Below are 15,473 nucleotides of genomic sequence, written 5' to 3' on the forward strand. Positions count from 1 at the left end.
GTCGCCGCCGTGACCCGCCCGGGCCGGGCCGGGCGGGCGAGGCGGGGCGTGCCGGCCGGCCGCGCGGGCGCGCCGGGTGTCCCGGGTCAGCGCAGGTCTCGTCGCATCAGGATCCGGGGGTGGCCGGCGAGGACCGAGGTGGTGTCGGCGGCGTGGACGAAGCCGGCGCGCTCGAAGTTCTTGCGCAGTCCCGCGTACGCCATGGTCAGGTCGACCCGGGCGTCGCCGTTGTCCAGCGGATACGCCTCGACGACGGGCGCGCCGCGCTCGCGGGCGAACTCGACGGCGCCGGCGATCAGCGCGTGCGAGACGCCCTGCCCGCGGTGGCCGGGCCGGACCCTGACGCACCACAGCGACCACACCGGGAGGTCGTCGACGTGCGGGATCTTCCGGCTCCGCGCGAAGCTCGTCTCCGTGCGCGGCGCCACGGCCGCCCAGCCGACCGGCTCGTCCCCGTCGTACGCGAGGACGCCCGGCGGAACGGCCCCGCGGCACAGCCCGGCGACGTACTCGCCCCGGGCCGGGCCGCGCAGCTCGTTGTTGAGCGCGGACGGGATCCGGTAGCTCAGGCACCAGCAGACCGTGGCCGTCGGCGACTTCGGGCCGATGACGGCGGCGGTGTCCGCGAAGTCCGAGGCCGGTCGCACCTCGACGGTCATCCCCTTCTCCCCTCTCTCCCCGTTCTCTTCCGTCACCCTCCCACGGTGCTCCTTCGCCCGCCCGGGTGGCACGGCGGAGCGACTTCCGCGGCCCCGGCGAGCTGTCCCCCGAGGGCCGCGCGGGCCGCACTACGGTCGCGTCATGCCCAGGCGCACGAGAGGGAGCGGCGGCCTCGCCGGCCGTCCCGTCACCGCGCTCGCCCTCGCCCTCCTCCTCGCCGCGGGCCTCACCGCCGGCTGCGCCACCGACCCGCCCGTGCCGCGCCCCGCCGGTGCGGGGGGCGTGGACCCGGCCGGGCGGCCGGTCACGCTGACCGTCGGCGTCTTCGGGTCCTTCGGACTCAAGGAGGCCGGGCTCTACGACACGTACATGCGGCTGCACCCGGACGTCGCGGTCCGCCAGACCTCCGTCGAGCGCAACGAGAACTACTACCCGCAGCTGATCACCCATCTCGTCACCGGCTCCGGACTCGCCGACGTGCAGGCCGTCGAGATCGGCAACATCGCCGAGGTCGTCGGCACGCAGGGCCACCGCCTGGTGGACCTGGGCAGGGCGCCCGGGGTGGACCGGCGGGCGTTCCTGCCCTGGAAGTGGGCGCAGGGCACGGGCCGGGACGGCCGTACGGTCGGGCTCGGCACCGACATCGGCCCGCAGGCCGTCTGCTACCGCAAGGACCTGTTCGCCCGGGCCGGACTGCCGACCGGGCGGGAGGCGGTGGGGCGGCTGTGGGCCGGGGACTGGCGGCGCTTCCTCGCCGTGGGCCGGCGGTTCGCCGCGCGGACCCCGGACGGCGCCGCGTTCACCGACTCGGCGTCGGGCGTGATGGCGGCCGTCATCAGCAGCGGCCCGCTGCGCTTCTACGACGGGCGGGGCACCCTCGTCGTCGGCACCAACCCGGCCGTCCGCGAGGCCTGGGACCTGGCCGCCGCCTTCGCCCGGGAGGGGCTGACGGCCCGGCTCCAGCAGTTCACCCCCGGCTGGGACCAGGGCTTCGCGAACGGGACCTTCGCGACGGTCGCCTGCCCGGCCTGGATGCTCGGCTACATCCAGGACAAGGCGGGCCCGGCGGGCGCGGGCCGCTGGGACGTGGCCGCGGCGCCCCGGCCGGGCAACTGGGGCGGCTCCTTCCTCGTCGTCCCGAAGTCCGGCCGGCACCGGGCGGAGGCCGCCCGCCTGGCCGCGTGGCTGACCGCTCCCGCCCAGCAGGCGCGGGTGTTCGCGCTCCGCGGCAGCTTCCCGAGCACCTCGGCCGCCCACGCCGTGCCCGCGGTGGCGTCCGCCCGTCACCCGTACTTCGGCGACGCCCCGGTGGGCGCGATCTTCACGGCGGCGGCGCGGGGCGTGCCGACGGCCCCGGTCGGCCCGAAGGAGGGGCTCGTCGCCCAGCACCTGTCCGACGTCGGCATGCTCCAGGTCGACCAGGCGGGCCGCGACCCGGACGAGGCCTGGGCGGAAGCGCTGCGGTCGATCGACAACGCGCTGGACCGGTGAGACGGTGACCGACGTTCCCGCGCACGGGGCGCCGCCCGCGACCGCCCTCGTCACGCCCGAAGCACCGGTCCGCCGGGCCGTGCGGCGCGGCCGCTGGGTCCCGTACGGCTTCGTCGCGCCGTTCTTCGTGCTCTTCGGGGCGTTCGGCCTCTTCCCGCTGCTGTACACCGGGTGGGCCTCGCTGCACCGGGTCGAGCTGACCTCGCTCGAGCGCTGGGAGTGGGTGGGGCCGGGGAACTACGTGCGGCTCGCCGGCGATCCGTTCTTCTGGAACGCGCTGGGCAACACCTTCGTGATCGGCGTGCTGTCGACGGTGCCGCAGCTGCTGCTCGCGCTGGGGGTCGCGCACCTCCTCGACGTACGGCTGCGGGGGCGGGCGTTCTTCCGTGTGGTGGCGCTCGCTCCGTACGCCACCTCCGTGGCCGCGGCGACGCTCGTCTTCGCGCTGCTCTTCGGGCGGGACCACGGCTTCGTCAACTGGGTCCTGTCGGGCGCCGGCATCGGCCCGGTCGACTGGCAGAACGGGCCGTGGGCGTCGAAGGCCGCGGTGTCGGCGATCGTCGTGTGGCGGTGGACCGGCTACAACGCGCTGGTCTACCTCGCCGCGATGCAGACCGTGCCGCGCGAGCTGTACGAGGCGGCGGCGCTCGACGGGGCCTCGCGGTGGCGGCAGTTCGTCCACGTGACGCTGCCGGGGCTGCGGCCGGTGATCCTGTTCACGGTGGTCGTGTCGACGATCGGGGCGACCCAGCTGTTCGGCGAGCCGCTGCTGTTCGGGGCCGGGGCGGGGGCGTCGGGCGGGGCGGACCACCAGTTCCAGACGCTGGGGCTCTACCTGTACGAGCAGGGGTGGGTGAACCTGCACCTGGGGCGGGCCTCGGCGATCGCCTGGGTGATGCTGCTGATCCTGCTGGTGGTCTTCGGGGCGGCGCGGCTCGTCCGCTCGCGGGCGGCGGCCGGGCCCGGGGAGGCGGACTGATGCGTACGGCACGGGCCGGCTGGGGCACGTACGTCCTGCTGCTCCTCTTCGCCGCCGTCTCCCTCTTCCCGCTGTTGTGGGCGGCGGTCGCCGCGTCCCGGACGACGACCCGGCTCGCGCACACGCCGCCGCCGCTGCGCTTCGGCCGCAACCTGCCGCGCCATCTCGGCGTCGCGTGGACCGACGCCCATCTGGGCGCGGCGCTCGCGAACACGGCGCTCGTGGCGTCGGTGGTCGCGGCGGGCACGGTGCTCGTGGCGACGCTCGCCGGCTTCGCGTTCGCGCGGCTGCGGTTCCGGTTCCGGGGCGCGCTGCTCGCCCTCGTCGTGGGGACGATGCTGATCCCGCCGCAGCTCGGGGTCGTGCCGCTGTATCTGCTGGTGGCCCGGCTGCGCTGGACGGACGAGCTGCAGGCGGTGATCCTGCCGGGTCTGGTGTCGGCCTTCGGGGTGTTCTTCATGCGCCAGCACCTGCTGCGGGCGCTGCCGGCCGAGCTGGTGGAGGCGGCGCGGGTGGACGGGGCCGGGGCGCTGCGGATCGTGTGGCACGTGGTGTTCCCGGCGGCGCGGCCGGCGATGGCGGTGCTGGGGGCGCTGACCTTCGTGGCGGCCTGGAACGACTTCTTCTGGCCGGTGCTCGTGCTGACGCAGACGGGGAGTCCGACGGTGCAGGTGGCGCTGACGGGGCTGGGGCGCGGCTACATCCCGGACCAGTCGGTGGTGATGGCGGGCGCGGTGCTGGGGACGGTGCCGCTGCTGCTGGTGTTCGCGGTGCTCGGCCGGCAGATCGTGGGCGGGGTGATGCGGGGCGCGGTGAAGGGCTGAGGCCGCCCGTCACTCGTACGGGCGAGGCGGAGGGCTTCGCCCGTACGCCACTGTTAGCGTCCCCTTATGTCCGATATCTTCACATTCCCTCACCCTCGGGCGCGGTGAGCCGCCCGTGGGAGTGATCAAGGACCATCCCGAACTCGCCGTCTTCCTCTGCCTCGGCGCCGGCTACCTCGTCGGCAAACTGCGCGTGGGCCCCATCACCCTCGGCGGCATCTGCGGCACGCTGATCGTCTCGCTCCTGCTCGGCGCCTGGACCGAGGTACAGGTCGCCGACGACGTCAAGACGATCTTCTTCGCGATCTTCATCTTCGCCCTCGGCTACATGGCGGGACCGCAGTTCTTCGCCAACCTCAACCGGAAGAGCCTGCGCTTCTTCGCCCTCTGCGGCATCGAGGTCGTCTGCGTGGTCGGCATCGCGCTCGGCCTGGCCAAGGCCTTCGACCTCGACGTCGGCACCGCCTCCGGCATCCTCGCCGGAGCCGCCACCGAGTCCGCCGTGGTCGGCACCGCGACCGAGGCCATCGGCAAGCTGGACGGCCTGACGGCCCAGCAGATCACCACGTACCAGGGCCATGTGGCCACCGCGTACACCGTCTGCTACCTCTTCGGCCTGGTCACCATCGTGATCTACACCAGCCAGCTGATGCCGATGATGCTGCGGATCAACCTCCGCGACGCCTCGCGCGCGCTGTGGGAGAGGATGCGCGGCGGCGGTGGCGGCCTGGAGCCCGACGAGCGCGAGGCGCTGCCCGGCATGGTCGGCCGCACCTTCCTCGTCACCCTCGCGGACGGCGCCACCGTCTCCCAGCTGGAGTCGAGGAACGGCAGCCGGGTCACCGTCGAGGCCGTCAAGCGCGGCAGCACGGTGCTCACCCCTCCCCCGCCCGACTTCGAACTGACCCTCTCGGACCTGGTCCTGATGGTCGGCCGGCGGGCCAACATCATCGAGGCCGGCCGGCACATCGGCCCGGAGACCCCCGCCGTCCCCGGCCTCGACACCCCGCTCGCCACCACCCAGGTCTCGCTCACCGACACGTCGGTCTCCGGCCGGACCCTGGACGGACTGACCAGGAGCCACCCGGAGTTCACGAACAGCGGCGTCTACGTCACCGAGGTGCAGCGCGGCGACCAGGTGCTGCCCGCGACGCCCGACACCGAGGTGCAGCGCGGCGACGTGCTCACCCTGGTGGGCGCCCGCTCCGCCCTCGGCAGCCTGGTCAGGAAGATCGGCTCGGTCGTGAAGAACGACTCCACCGACTTCGTCTACCTCGGCGCGGGCATCGCGGCCGGCTCGCTGATCGGCCAGATCGTGGTGCGGTTCGGCGACGTCCCGATGTCGCTCGGCACCGGCGGCGGCTGCCTGATCTCCGGACTGCTCTTCGGCTGGTTCCGCTCCCGCAGCCAGACCTTCGGCGCCTTCCCGCCCCAGGCCGCGACCACCCTGAAGGACATGGGCCTCGCGGTCTTCATCGCCTGCACGGGCCTGGTCTCCGGGCCGCAGGCGGGACCGCTCCTCAAGGAGTACGGAGCCCTGCTGCCCTTCGCGGGCGTCGCCATGGTCCTCGTACCGGCGACGCTCTCCCTCTTCGTCGGCCGCAGGCTGCTCGGGATCGAGAGCCCGCTGCTCATCGGCGCCATCGCCGGCCAGCAGTGCTCGACGCCGGCGATCACCTCGGTCACCCAGGTCGCCCAGAGCTCGGTCCCGATGCTCGGCTACACGATCACCTACGCCCTGTCCAACTTCCTGCTCCCGCTGACCGGCCCGCTGCTCGTCGGCATCCTCGGGGCATGACGCTACGTAAGGACGGACCATGCCCAAGACGACGTTCACCCGTGACCAGATCACGTCCTTCGCGCAGCTCTCGCCCTTCGAGCTCAAGGACACGTTCATCACCATCGCCCAGGCCGCGCAGGCCGGCCGGCCCGGCCAGAAGGGCAGGACGCAGGCCCAGATGCTCAACGCGGGCCGCGGCAACCCGAACTGGACGGCGACCGGCCCGCGCGAGGCCTTCCACGCGCTGGGCTACTTCGCGCTGTCGGAGTCGCGGCGGGTGTGGACCGCCGACGACCTGGGCGGCATGCCGGAGCTCATGGGGTCGGGCGCACGCTTCGACGCCTTCGTACGGCAGCACCCGGACCTGCCGGGCATCGAGCTCCTGCGCAAGAGCGTCGCGTACGCGGTCGAGCGCTTCGGCTTCGACAAGGACGCGTTCGTGCACGAGCTGACCGACAGCTCGATCGGCGACAACTACCCGGTGCCGGACCGGATCCTCCCCCACACCGAGCAGGTGGTCCGCGGCTACGTCGAGGACGAGATGTTCGACGGCCGCCCGCCGGCCGGCAACGTCTCGTACTTCGCGACCGAGGGCGGCACCGCCGCCATGTGCTACGTCTTCGACTCCCTGATGAAGAACGGCGTCCTGAAGAAGGGCGACCGGATCGCCCTCATGGTGCCGGTGTTCACGCCGTACATCGAGATCCCGGAACTCGACGCGTACGAGTTCGACGTCGTCCACGTCGAGGCCTCGCTGTTCGCCGAGACGGGCGTGCGCGAGTGGCGCTACCCGGCCGAGGAGGTCGCCAAGCTGGAGGACCCGTCGATCAGGCTGCTCTGCCTGGTCAACCCCTCCAACCCGCCGTCCCTGGCGCTGAGCGAACGGGTCGCGCACCAGATCAGGGAGATCGTCGCGACGAAGAACCCCAACCTGGTGATCGTCACGGACGACGTCTACGGCACCTTCGTGCCGGGCTTCCGCTCGATCGCGGCCGACCTCCCGCACAACACCCTGCTCGTGTACTCGTTCTCCAAGCACTACGGGGCGACGGGCTGGCGGCTCGGCCTCATCGGACTCCACGACGACAACGTCATCGACAGGATGATCGCCGCCCTCCCCGCCCCGGAGAAGGACCGTCTGGACAGGCGCTACGGCTCCCTCTCCCTCGAACCGGAGAAGATCCGCTTCATCGACCGCCTGGTCGCCGACTCCCGCCAGGTCGCGCTCAACCACACCGCCGGGCTCTCGCTCCCCCAGCAGGTGATGATGACCCTCTTCTCCCTCTTCGACATGCTGCCGGAGGGCCAGGCCTACAAGGAGCGCGTCCGCGGCATCGTGCAGCAGCGCCTCGGCCTGCTCCTCGAAGGCGCCCAGATGAAGATCGCCGAGGACGCGAAGCGGGCGGGCTACTACATCGAGCTGGACCTCCTCGCGGAGGCCGAGCGCGTCCACACCAAGGACTTCGCCGACTTCCTGGAGAAGAACTACGAGCCCGTCGACCCGCTGTTCCGCCTCGCCGAGCAGACCGGCGTCGTCCTCCTGAACGGCGGCGGCTTCGACGGCCCGGAGTGGTCGGTCCGGGTCTCGCTCGCCAACCTCGACGACCTCGACTACCTGAAGATCGGCCACCACCTGCGGGCCATCTTCGACGACTACGCGGAAGAGTGGCGGACGGCGAGGGCCGGCTGAGGCGAGCGAGGGGCGCGCCCCGGACGGTGGTGGGGTGGGACCGTCCGGGGCGCGCGGTGTGGGGGGACCGGGAGGGTCCGGGCGGCGCTACTTGTAGGCGGCGAAGGCCTTGGTGAAGGCGAGCGGCTGCTGGAGGATCGAGGAGCAGGTGGCGTCCGCGTAGTTCACCGCGCCGGCCGCGCACTGCTTGTCGCGGGTCGAGGACCACATCGACAGCCAGCCGATGCCCTTGGACCGGGCGAAGTCGACGAGCTGGGTGGCGTCGTCGACCCTGAACACCTCGGAGGTGACGTCGTTGACGCCGATCATCGGGGTGACCGCGACGGCCTTCCACGCGGCCGCGTCGGACAGACCGAGGACCCCCTTGATCTGGGCCTGGGTGGCGGTCGCGGCGGAGATCGCGTACTGGCCCATGTCGCCGCTGTAGGCCGGCCCGTAGTCCATGGCCATGATGTTCACGGCGTCGACGCGGACGCCGTTCCGCTTCGCGTCGGCGAGCAGGTCCACGCCCGGCTGGGTCAGACCCTCGGGCATGACCGGCAGGGTGAAGGACACGTTCAGACCGGGGTGCGCCTTCTGGAGCTGGGCGATGGCCTGGGCGCGGCGCGTGTTGGCGGCGGTGTCCGGCAGGGCGGCGCCCTCGATGTCGAAGTCGACCTTGGTGAGCTTGTACTGGTCGATGACCTTGCCGTACGCGGCGGCGAGGGCGGTGGCCGAGGAGCAGTTCAGGGCGAGTTCGTGGCCGGCGGCGCCGCCGAAGGAGACCCGCACGTCACCGCCCTTGGCGCGGAGCGCGCCGATCTGCGCGGCCACCTTGTCCGAGGCCAGGTCGGTGACGCCGCCCCACAGCGGGGCGCAGCCGCCGCCGGAGGTGATGAAGGCGAGGTTGAACTCCTTCACCCCGGTCGCGTCGGCGGTGGCGAGGAGGTCGTAGGCCGGGTAGAGCGAGGTGTCGACGTACGGGGCGTACTTCGCGGCGGTGCCGGGGGGCGCCGTGGTGGCCGTGGCGGTCGGGGTCGGCGTGGGTGTCGTGGTCTTCGTCGGGGCGGGCGTGGCCGTCCTGGTGGGGGCCGGCGTGGCCGTGGGGCTCGCCGTGGCCGTCGGCTGGGTCGTGGGGCGGCCGCTCGGGGTGGGAGTGGCGCCGCCCGCGGAGCAGGCGGCCTTGTTGATCAGGCAGTTGGCCGGGTCGCCGGCCTGACCGGAGGCCGTGGTCACGAAGCCGACGGTGACGGACTGGCCGGGGGCGAGCACCTTGTTCCAGCTCGCGGGCCGCACGGTGACGTGACGGCCGGAGACGGTGTGCTCGCCGTTCCACAGGGAGCCGATGGTGGTGCCCTCGGGCAGGTCGAACTCCAGCGTCCAGCCCCCCGACTGGACGCTGGTGGTCTCGTTGGTGATCACGTACTGGCCGGTGTATCCGCCGGTCCAGGAGCTGGTCCTGGTGTAAGCGGCGCCGACGGACGCGGCCTGCGCGGTGCCGGAGAGCGCGAACGCCGCGCCGCCGATCACCGCCGCGGCCACGACCACGCCGACGGCCTTCGTCCTGCCGCTCGCCTTGCGCCGGTGTGAACTGGTGCCCATCGCGTGCCTGCCTCTGTGTGCCGGGGGTGGGGGGAGGTGGGTGCGGCAGCACGCTAGCGACAGGGAAACGGACAAAGGGCAAGGAGCGGGCGGGCGTTGGGATTCTTAGGCTCCGCTTAAGGAAGGCATCGGGACGCCGAAAGGTTCACCGGCCGCGGCGCCGGCCCCGACGGGCCGACGGGCCGCGGGCGGCCCGCTCGCCCAGGCCGATCCAGATGCGGACCTCGGTGCCGCCGAGCACCGAGTGCCCGATGCGGACGTCACCGCCGGTCGACTCCGCCATCCGCCGCACGATGTCCAGACCGAGCCCGGTGGAGCCGTCCCGGCCGCTGCCCGCGCCGCGGGCGAGCGCCGCCGCGGGATCGGGGATGCCGGGGCCCGCGTCCGAGACCAGGATGATCACGGCGTCCTCGCCGTTGTGGAGGTCGACGGAGAAGGCGGTGCCCTCCCTGGTGTGCCGGAAGACGTTGCCGAGCAGCGCGTCGAGCGCGGCGACCAGCTCCGCCCGCGCGACCGGGATCCGCACCGGCCGCTCGACGCCCGCGACCCGCACCTTGCGGTCCTCGTCCTCCGCGAGGGCCGACCAGAAGTCCATCCGCTCGCGCACCACCTCGGCGGCGTCGCAGCCCGCGACCGGCGCCGTCGCCTGGGTCTGCGGCTTCGCCTCCCGTGCCGTACGGATGATGGTGTCGACCTCGCGCTCCAGCTGCTCCACCGCCGCCCGGGTCTGGTCGGCGGCCGGACCGGAGCCCAGCGAGGCCGCGTTGAGCCGCAGCACCGTCAGCGGGGTGCGCAGCCGGTGCGAGAGGTCGGCGGCCAGTTCCCGCTCGTTGGCGAGCAGCTGGACGACCTGGTCGGCCATCGAGTTGAAGGCGACGGCGGCCGACTTGAGCTCCGGCGGCCCCTCCTCGCGGACCCGGGCGCCCAGTCTGCCCTCGCCGAGCTCGTGCGCGGCCCGGGCGAGCCGCTGCGCGGGCTGCACCATGCGCAGTCCGAGCCGGTCGGCGACGGCGACGGAGCCGACGATCAGGGCGACGCCGACGGCGGCGAGCACCAGCCAGGCGGTGGCGACGCCGTTGGTGACCTCGCCCTCGGGAACGAAGAGTTCGACGACCGCGACCCGCGCGGAGCTGACCGCGGTGGGCTGGAGCAGCACGGAACCGCCGGACACCTCGGCGATCGTGGCGCGGCCGAGCGAGCGGGTGGTCGCCAGGTCCTCGCCGGAGGCCCGGCGGGCGCCGATCACCTCGCCCTCGCCGCCCGGTTCGCCGGACGCGGCCGGCAGGTGGATGGCGAGCCGTCCCTCGGCTCCGTCGTCGGTGGTGGCGACGGCCCGCTCCAGCTGCTCGCGGTCGGTGGTGATGGCGAGCACCGGCGCGAGCCCGGCGGCCCGCCGCTCCGCGTTGGAGAACGCCCGGTCGCGGGCCATCTCCTTGACGACCAGGCCGAGCGGTACGGCGAAGGCGACCACGACCATGACGGTGACGGCGAGCGACACCTTGACCAGGGCCCATCTCACGGCTGGGACTCCCCCGGCGGCTCCAGCTTCACGCCCACCCCGCGCAGGGTGTGCAGATAGCGCGGCCGGGCTGCCGTTTCGCCCAGTTTCCGTCGCAGCCACGACAGATGTACGTCGATGGTCTGGTCGTCCCCGTACGACTGCTGCCACACCTCGGCGAGCAGCTCCTTGCGCGGGACGACGACGCCGGGCCGGCCGGCGAGGAAGGCCAGCAGGTCGAACTCCCGCCGGGTCAGGTCCAGGGCGGTCCCGTCGAGCGCGGCCTGCCGGCGCAGCGGGTCGATGGCGAGGCCGCCGACCCGGATCTCCCGCGAGGGCGGCGCCTCGCCCGAGGAGCGCGCCCGGCGCAGCACCGCCGCCATCCGCGCGGACAGGTGCTCCACCGAGAACGGCTTGGTCAGGTAGTCGTCGGCCCCGTCGTTGAGGAGCCGGACGATCTCGGCCTCGTCGTCCCGCGCGGTCGCGATGATCACCGGCACGTCGGTGATCCCGCGCAGCATCTTCAGCGCCTCGGCCCCGTCCAGGTCGGGCAGCCCGAGATCGAGGATGACCACGTCGAACCGGAAATGGGCGACCTCCCGCAACGCCTCCAGGGCCGTCCCGACGCTGCGCACGGTGTGGGAGGCCTCGGTGAGATGCCGGATGAGGGCGGAGCGGACGAACTGGTCGTCCTCGACCACGAGCACACTTGCCATGGCCCGCACCGTACGCCATCCGGGGGATGGCACTATGAGCCGGTGCGAAGAGGACTGGTTCACGCCCTGGCGTGGTCGCTCGCCACCGGGGCGGCGGTCACCCTCTCCTGGTGGGGGGTGCACACGGTGCTGGCCGGCACGGTCTACGACCCGCCGCGCGCCCTGCCGATCCCGTCCGGCACGGGGGCGATCGGCGAGGCCACCGCCGGTACGGACCCGCTCGCCTCGTCGACCCCGCGCCCCGGCTCCCCGACCGCGACCCCGACGGCCACGCCGAGCACGGCCCGCCCCTCCAGGACGGCGGCCACGGCCCCGGCCGACCGTCCCACGCCTGCGACCACGCCGAGCAGCTCCGGCGACGGCTCCGGCAGCGCGGGCGGCGGCTCGGGCAGCGGCTCCGGCAGCGTGAAGAGCTACGGGACGGACGGCGGCCGCGTCGTCTTCGACCTCGGCCCGTCCTCGGCCGAACTGGTCTCCGCGACCCCCGGCTCCGGCTGGCAGATGCAGGTGTGGAAGCAGCCCACCTGGATCCGCGTCACCTTCACCAAGGACGGCCGGGAGATCTCCGTCTTCTGCGTCTGGCACGACACCGCGCCGCGCGTGGAGATCGAGGAGCGCTGACCGTACGGCCGGCGGGCGTCAGCGGAAGACGGCCGCGGGCGGTACGGGCGAGGGCTTGGCGCTCGCGTCGGTGACCGGCGCCGCGCCGCCCGTGAAGTCGGCGAGCGCCCGTCCGTGCTCGACCCGCCCCGGGTGCGGGTCGGTCGCCACCCGCCGGGTCAGCTCGGCCACCGGCAGCTCCCGGTCCGAGGCGAGCAGCACGGCGTTGCCGAAGCGGCGCCCGCGCAGCACGGTCGGGTCGGCGGCGAGCGCCAGCTCGGGGAAGACGGTGGCGGCGGTGGCGATCTGGCCGCGCAGATGGGCGAGCGGCGGGCCGTCGGCGAGGTTGGCCGCGTAGAAGCCGCCGGGCCGCAGCACCCGCCGCACCTCGGCCAGGAACTCCGTACTGGTCAGGTGCGCGGGCGTACGGGCCCCGCTGAACACGTCGGCGATGATCAGGTCCGCCCAGCCGTCCGCGACCTTGCCGAGTCCGGCGCGGGCGTCGGTGGACCGGACGCGTATCCGGGCACCGGAGTCGAGCGGCAGTTCACGGCGCACCAGCCGCACCAGCGGTTCGTCGAGCTCCACGATCTGCTGGGTGGAGCGGGGGCGGGTGGCGGCGACGTAGCGGGCGAGGGTGAAGGCACCGCCGCCGAGGTGCACGGCCTGGACCGGCCGGTTGGCCGGCGCGACGAGATCGGCGATGTGGCCGAGGCGCCGCTGGTACTCGAAGGAGAGGTACGCGGGATCGTCGAGGTCGACGTGCGACTGCGGGGCGCCGTCGATGAGCAGCGTCCAGCCGCGCGCCCGCTCGCGGTCGGGTATGAGTTCGGCGAGTCCGCCGTCCACGGTCTCGACGACCGCGACGGCCCCCGCCGCCCGCTCCCGCTGTCTGTTCCTGGCCACGGCCCCATTATCCGTGCCGGTGGGAAACCGGGCTCAGCGGCAGCCGTCGGCCGCCTCGATCAGCCGGGCCGCCTGGCCCAGGGCCTCGCGCAGCATCGCCGGGTCGGTGACCTCGCCGCTGTCGCCGGGCGGCAGCAGCCAGTCCGCCGGGCGCGGGGTGGCGCCGTCGGGGCCGGGAAGCTCGGGCGGCTCCGGCAGCCGCAGCCCGCGGCCGTCGGTCCTGGTGCACGCGCTGCCCGGCATGTCCCAGGCCGCGGCCGTGCCGGGCGGCACCAGGAAGCCGAGCGTGTCGCAGGCGCCGTCGTGCAGGACGGGACCGACGGCCGGGGCGCCGCCGCGGCGCAGGATGTCGACGGCCTCCAGGCCCTGCCGGGCCGGCACCGTCACCAGGTCGCAGGGCGCGACGGGCGGCGTGACCGACGCGGCGGACGCGGGGGACGCGCTCGCGTCCAGGGTGGGTGTGTGCCGCTCGGTCGACGCCTGCGACGCGACCGGCCCGATGGCTCCGGTTTCCACCATTTCCACCATGGGACCCTCCTCGCTCCGAAGAGGAGACACGTTCCGTCTCTCCGCATGGTTCAACGCCGGTGGGCGTCAACGGCTACGGCGGCACGCCGCCGCAAAGGATGGCAGTTCATGGCAGATCGCGTGCGAGATATCCGATTTGTTGCCAAACCCTGCGTACGCGGCCGGTCACAGCAGGTACGTTCTTGCCGCCGGAACACCGGCAGCACCAGGAGAGGGCTCGGCCATGGCGTTGTCACGGGCAGTTCCCAATCTCGCCTTCCGCCGGCTCCGCGGACAGCGTTCGCCGGCGGAGTTCGCCGCGAGCGTCCGCCGGGCGGCCCGGGAGATCGGGGAGCAGGTCGCATGCGACGCCCGCTACATCGGTCGCGTCGAGGCGGGCGAGATCCGCTGCCCGAACTACGCGTACGAACGGGTCTTCCTGCACATGTTCCCCGGACTGAGCCTTGCGGACCTGGGGTTCTCGGCGCGGGAGGCCGTTCGCGGCCGGCGGCCGGCCGCCACGGCGGCCGGGACACCGCCGTCCCTCGCCATCACCACCCGGAACGATGAGGAGAGCGACGTGCTGCGTCGCGCATTCATGACCGGCGGCACCGCCACCCTGGCGACCGCCTCGCTGGGACTCGGCGGCCCCGCCGCCACGACGATCCCGGCCCCCCGCGCCGTCCACCGCGTCGGCGAAGCCGAGGTCCGCGCGGTCGAGGACGCGGTCCGCCAGATCCGGCTGCTCGACGACCGGCACGGCGCCGAGGGCCTGTACCGGCGGGCCACCCAGCCGCTGCGCACCGCCTACGCGCTGCTCGACGCGGGCGTCACCACCCGCCGCGCCACGGCCGACCGGCTGCACAACGGCGCCGGTGAACTGGCCATCTCCGTCGGCTGGCTGGCCCACGACTCCGGCCGCCTCGACGACGCCCGCTCCCACTACGCCGAGGCCCTCGCCACCGCCCGCGTGGCCGGCGACCACGCCCTGGAGGCGCACGCCTTCTGCAACACCTCGTTCCTGGCCCGGGACTCGGGCCGGCACCGGGAGGCGGTACGGGCGGCGCAGGCCGGCCTGCGGGCCGCGGCACCGCTCGGCTCCGACCGGCTGCTCGCGCTGCTGAACCTGCGGGAGGCCGGGGCCTGGGCCGGGCTCGGCGACCGTTCCGCCTGCTCGGAGGCCCTGAGCCGGGCCCACGCCCACTTCGGGCGCGGCCCGGGCGAGCGCGACCCGGAATGGATGTCCTTCTTCGGCGAGCCGGAGCTGGAGGCACAGGAGGCCCTGTGCTGGTCCATGCTCGGCGACTGGTCCCGCGCGGCCCGCCACGCCCAGCGCGCCACGCTCCTGCAGGACCCGCACTTCGCCCGCAACCTCGCGCTCTACCGCGCCCAGCTCGCCGGGAACCTCGCCCGCGCCGGCCGCCCCGACGAGGCGGCGGCGGAGGTCCGGCGCGTGGAGGGCTCCCTGGAGGGCGTCGAGTCCGCCCGCATCCGCGCGCTGCTCGCCGAGACGCGCCGGGTCATCGCCGCGCACTGACCCGGCGGACGCCGCACGGACGGGCCCGGGCAGCAAGGGGCCGGCGCGGCTACGCCTCCAGATGCCCCGTGTCGTTCCAGCGCTCGATCGCGGGGGCGCCGTACGCCCAGCCGAGCACCGACAGGCTCGTCGGGTCGAGCCGTATGCGGGCGGCGAAGGAGACGTCCTCGCCCAGCCAGCGCGCGCCGATCGACCTCAGGATGTGGCCGTGGGCGAAGACCAGGACGTCCCGGTCGGCCGAGCGGGCCCACTCGACCACCTGGTCGGCACGGGCCGAGACCTCGGCCAGGGTCTCCCCCTCGGGAACACCGTCGCGCCAGATGAGCCAGCCCGGCCGGACCGCCTGGATCTCGGCCGGCGTCAGTCCCTCGTACGCCCCGTAGTCCCACTCCATCAGGGCGTCCCAGTTCTCCGCCCGCTCGCCGAAGCCGGCCAGCTCGCAGGTCTCCCGGGCCCGCACCAGCGGGCTGGTGCGCACCTCGACGCCGTCGAGCCCGGCCCACGGTCCGCGGCCGAGACGGGTGCCGAGCAGCTTCGCGCCGCGGCGGCCCTCGTCGAGCAGCGGGATGTCGGTCCTGCCGGTGTGGCGGCCGAGCAGCGACCATTCGGTCTGGCCGTGCCGGGCGAGCAGGATGCGCGGTGCCATGAAGGCTCTCCAGGGGTTCACGGGAAGGGTGCCCTCCCATCATCGCCCACGGGAAATC

Annotated in this window: 14 protein-coding genes; 7 read left to right on the plus strand and 7 right to left on the minus strand. The window is 73.8% G+C overall.

All coding sequences use genetic code 11. From position 1 onward, the window contains the following. Positions 1 to 86: 86 nt before the first annotated feature. A complete protein-coding gene (locus tag ACFVGS_RS12050; protein ID WP_385692420.1) occupies positions 87 to 659 on the minus strand; it encodes a GNAT family N-acetyltransferase in 573 nt (190 codons plus the stop codon). 142 nt (positions 660 to 801) lie between these two features. Here ACFVGS_RS12050 and ACFVGS_RS12055 point away from each other — a divergent pair, with 142 nt between their 5' ends. The 5 genes from ACFVGS_RS12055 to ACFVGS_RS12075 all read left to right on the plus strand — a co-directional run bounded on the left by ACFVGS_RS12055 (position 802) and on the right by ACFVGS_RS12075 (position 7,424). Continuing rightward, positions 802 to 2,151 (plus strand): ABC transporter substrate-binding protein, encoded by a 1,350-nt coding sequence (locus tag ACFVGS_RS12055; RefSeq protein WP_385692421.1) that lies wholly within the window; start codon positions 802 to 804, stop codon positions 2,149 to 2,151. Positions 2,152 to 2,155: 4 nt separating this feature from the next. After that, positions 2,156 to 3,130 carry a carbohydrate ABC transporter permease gene (locus tag ACFVGS_RS12060; protein ID WP_385692422.1) on the plus strand — a complete coding sequence of 325 codons (975 nt, stop codon included), beginning with the start codon at positions 2,156 to 2,158 and terminating at the stop codon, positions 3,128 to 3,130. Continuing rightward, a complete protein-coding gene (locus ACFVGS_RS12065; protein WP_385692423.1) occupies positions 3,130 to 3,954 on the plus strand; it encodes a carbohydrate ABC transporter permease in 825 nt (274 codons plus the stop codon). The genes ACFVGS_RS12060 and ACFVGS_RS12065 overlap by 1 nt, the downstream gene beginning before the upstream one ends. Before the next feature lie 115 nt (positions 3,955 to 4,069). Next, the gene (aspT, locus tag ACFVGS_RS12070) at positions 4,070 to 5,752 is read left to right on the plus strand and encodes an aspartate-alanine antiporter (protein ID WP_385692424.1); all 1,683 of its coding nucleotides are present in this window, start codon (positions 4,070 to 4,072) and stop codon (positions 5,750 to 5,752) included. 19 nt (positions 5,753 to 5,771) lie between these two features. Then, a complete protein-coding gene (locus ACFVGS_RS12075; RefSeq protein WP_385692425.1) occupies positions 5,772 to 7,424 on the plus strand; it encodes a bifunctional aspartate transaminase/aspartate 4-decarboxylase in 1,653 nt (550 codons plus the stop codon). Between the two features lie 87 nt (positions 7,425 to 7,511). On the opposite strand, the gene ACFVGS_RS12080 is transcribed toward ACFVGS_RS12075, so the two are convergent. From ACFVGS_RS12080 to ACFVGS_RS12090, 3 genes are all read right to left on the minus strand, one after another. After that, entirely contained in the window at positions 7,512 to 9,005 is a 1,494-nt protein-coding gene (locus tag ACFVGS_RS12080) for a cellulose binding domain-containing protein (RefSeq protein ID WP_384409176.1), read from the minus strand. A gap of 145 nt (positions 9,006 to 9,150) precedes the next feature. Beyond that, positions 9,151 to 10,524, minus strand: coding sequence for a sensor histidine kinase (locus ACFVGS_RS12085; RefSeq protein ID WP_384409174.1), 1,374 nt, complete (start codon positions 10,522 to 10,524; stop codon positions 9,151 to 9,153). Continuing rightward, positions 10,521 to 11,219: a response regulator transcription factor gene (locus ACFVGS_RS12090; RefSeq protein WP_385692426.1), complete on the minus strand. Its 699-nt coding sequence runs from the start codon at positions 11,217 to 11,219 to the stop codon at positions 10,521 to 10,523. The genes ACFVGS_RS12085 and ACFVGS_RS12090 overlap by 4 nt, the downstream gene beginning before the upstream one ends. A gap of 42 nt (positions 11,220 to 11,261) precedes the next feature. On the opposite strand from ACFVGS_RS12090, the gene ACFVGS_RS12095 reads away from it, so the two are divergent. Continuing rightward, complete coding sequence (locus ACFVGS_RS12095) at positions 11,262 to 11,840, plus strand: hypothetical protein (RefSeq protein ID WP_385692427.1); 579 nt, start codon at positions 11,262 to 11,264, stop codon at positions 11,838 to 11,840. Positions 11,841 to 11,858: 18 nt separating this feature from the next. On the opposite strand, the gene ACFVGS_RS12100 is transcribed toward ACFVGS_RS12095, so the two are convergent. Further along, positions 11,859 to 12,725 carry a spermidine synthase gene (locus ACFVGS_RS12100; RefSeq protein WP_384409168.1) on the minus strand — a complete coding sequence of 289 codons (867 nt, stop codon included), beginning with the start codon at positions 12,723 to 12,725 and terminating at the stop codon, positions 11,859 to 11,861. A 33-nt stretch (positions 12,726 to 12,758) separates the two neighbouring features. Then, a complete protein-coding gene (locus ACFVGS_RS12105) occupies positions 12,759 to 13,253 on the minus strand; it encodes a hypothetical protein (protein WP_384409166.1) in 495 nt (164 codons plus the stop codon). A 223-nt stretch (positions 13,254 to 13,476) separates the two neighbouring features. On the opposite strand from ACFVGS_RS12105, the gene ACFVGS_RS12110 reads away from it, so the two are divergent. After that, positions 13,477 to 14,769: a tetratricopeptide repeat protein gene (locus tag ACFVGS_RS12110; protein WP_384409164.1), complete on the plus strand. Its 1,293-nt coding sequence runs from the start codon at positions 13,477 to 13,479 to the stop codon at positions 14,767 to 14,769. A gap of 49 nt (positions 14,770 to 14,818) precedes the next feature. On the opposite strand, the gene ACFVGS_RS12115 is transcribed toward ACFVGS_RS12110, so the two are convergent. Next, positions 14,819 to 15,415, minus strand: coding sequence for a histidine phosphatase family protein (locus tag ACFVGS_RS12115; RefSeq protein ID WP_384409162.1), 597 nt, complete (start codon positions 15,413 to 15,415; stop codon positions 14,819 to 14,821). Between the last annotated feature and the right edge of the window lie 58 nt (positions 15,416 to 15,473).

The organism is Streptomyces sp. NPDC127114 (assembly GCF_042677525.1).
Taxonomy (GTDB): Bacteria; Actinomycetota; Actinomycetes; order Streptomycetales; family Streptomycetaceae; genus Streptomyces.

Excerpts from the sequence above, each read along its gene's own strand:
- ACFVGS_RS12050 (WP_385692420.1), bottom strand. The coding sequence starts at position 659 with ATGACCGTCGAGGTGCGACCGGCCTCGGACTTCGCGGACACCGCCGCC.
- ACFVGS_RS12055 (WP_385692421.1), top strand. The coding sequence starts at position 802 with ATGCCCAGGCGCACGAGAGGGAGCGGCGGCCTCGCCGGCCGTCCCGTC.
- ACFVGS_RS12065 (WP_385692423.1), top strand. The coding sequence starts at position 3,130 with ATGCGTACGGCACGGGCCGGCTGGGGCACGTACGTCCTGCTGCTCCTC.
- ACFVGS_RS12075 (WP_385692425.1), top strand. The coding sequence starts at position 5,772 with ATGCCCAAGACGACGTTCACCCGTGACCAGATCACGTCCTTCGCGCAG.
- ACFVGS_RS12080 (WP_384409176.1), bottom strand. The coding sequence starts at position 9,005 with ATGGGCACCAGTTCACACCGGCGCAAGGCGAGCGGCAGGACGAAGGCC.
- ACFVGS_RS12090 (WP_385692426.1), bottom strand. The coding sequence starts at position 11,219 with ATGGCAAGTGTGCTCGTGGTCGAGGACGACCAGTTCGTCCGCTCCGCC.
- ACFVGS_RS12105 (WP_384409166.1), bottom strand. The coding sequence starts at position 13,253 with ATGGTGGAAATGGTGGAAACCGGAGCCATCGGGCCGGTCGCGTCGCAG.
- ACFVGS_RS12110 (WP_384409164.1), top strand. The coding sequence starts at position 13,477 with ATGGCGTTGTCACGGGCAGTTCCCAATCTCGCCTTCCGCCGGCTCCGC.
- ACFVGS_RS12115 (WP_384409162.1), bottom strand. The coding sequence starts at position 15,415 with ATGGCACCGCGCATCCTGCTCGCCCGGCACGGCCAGACCGAATGGTCG.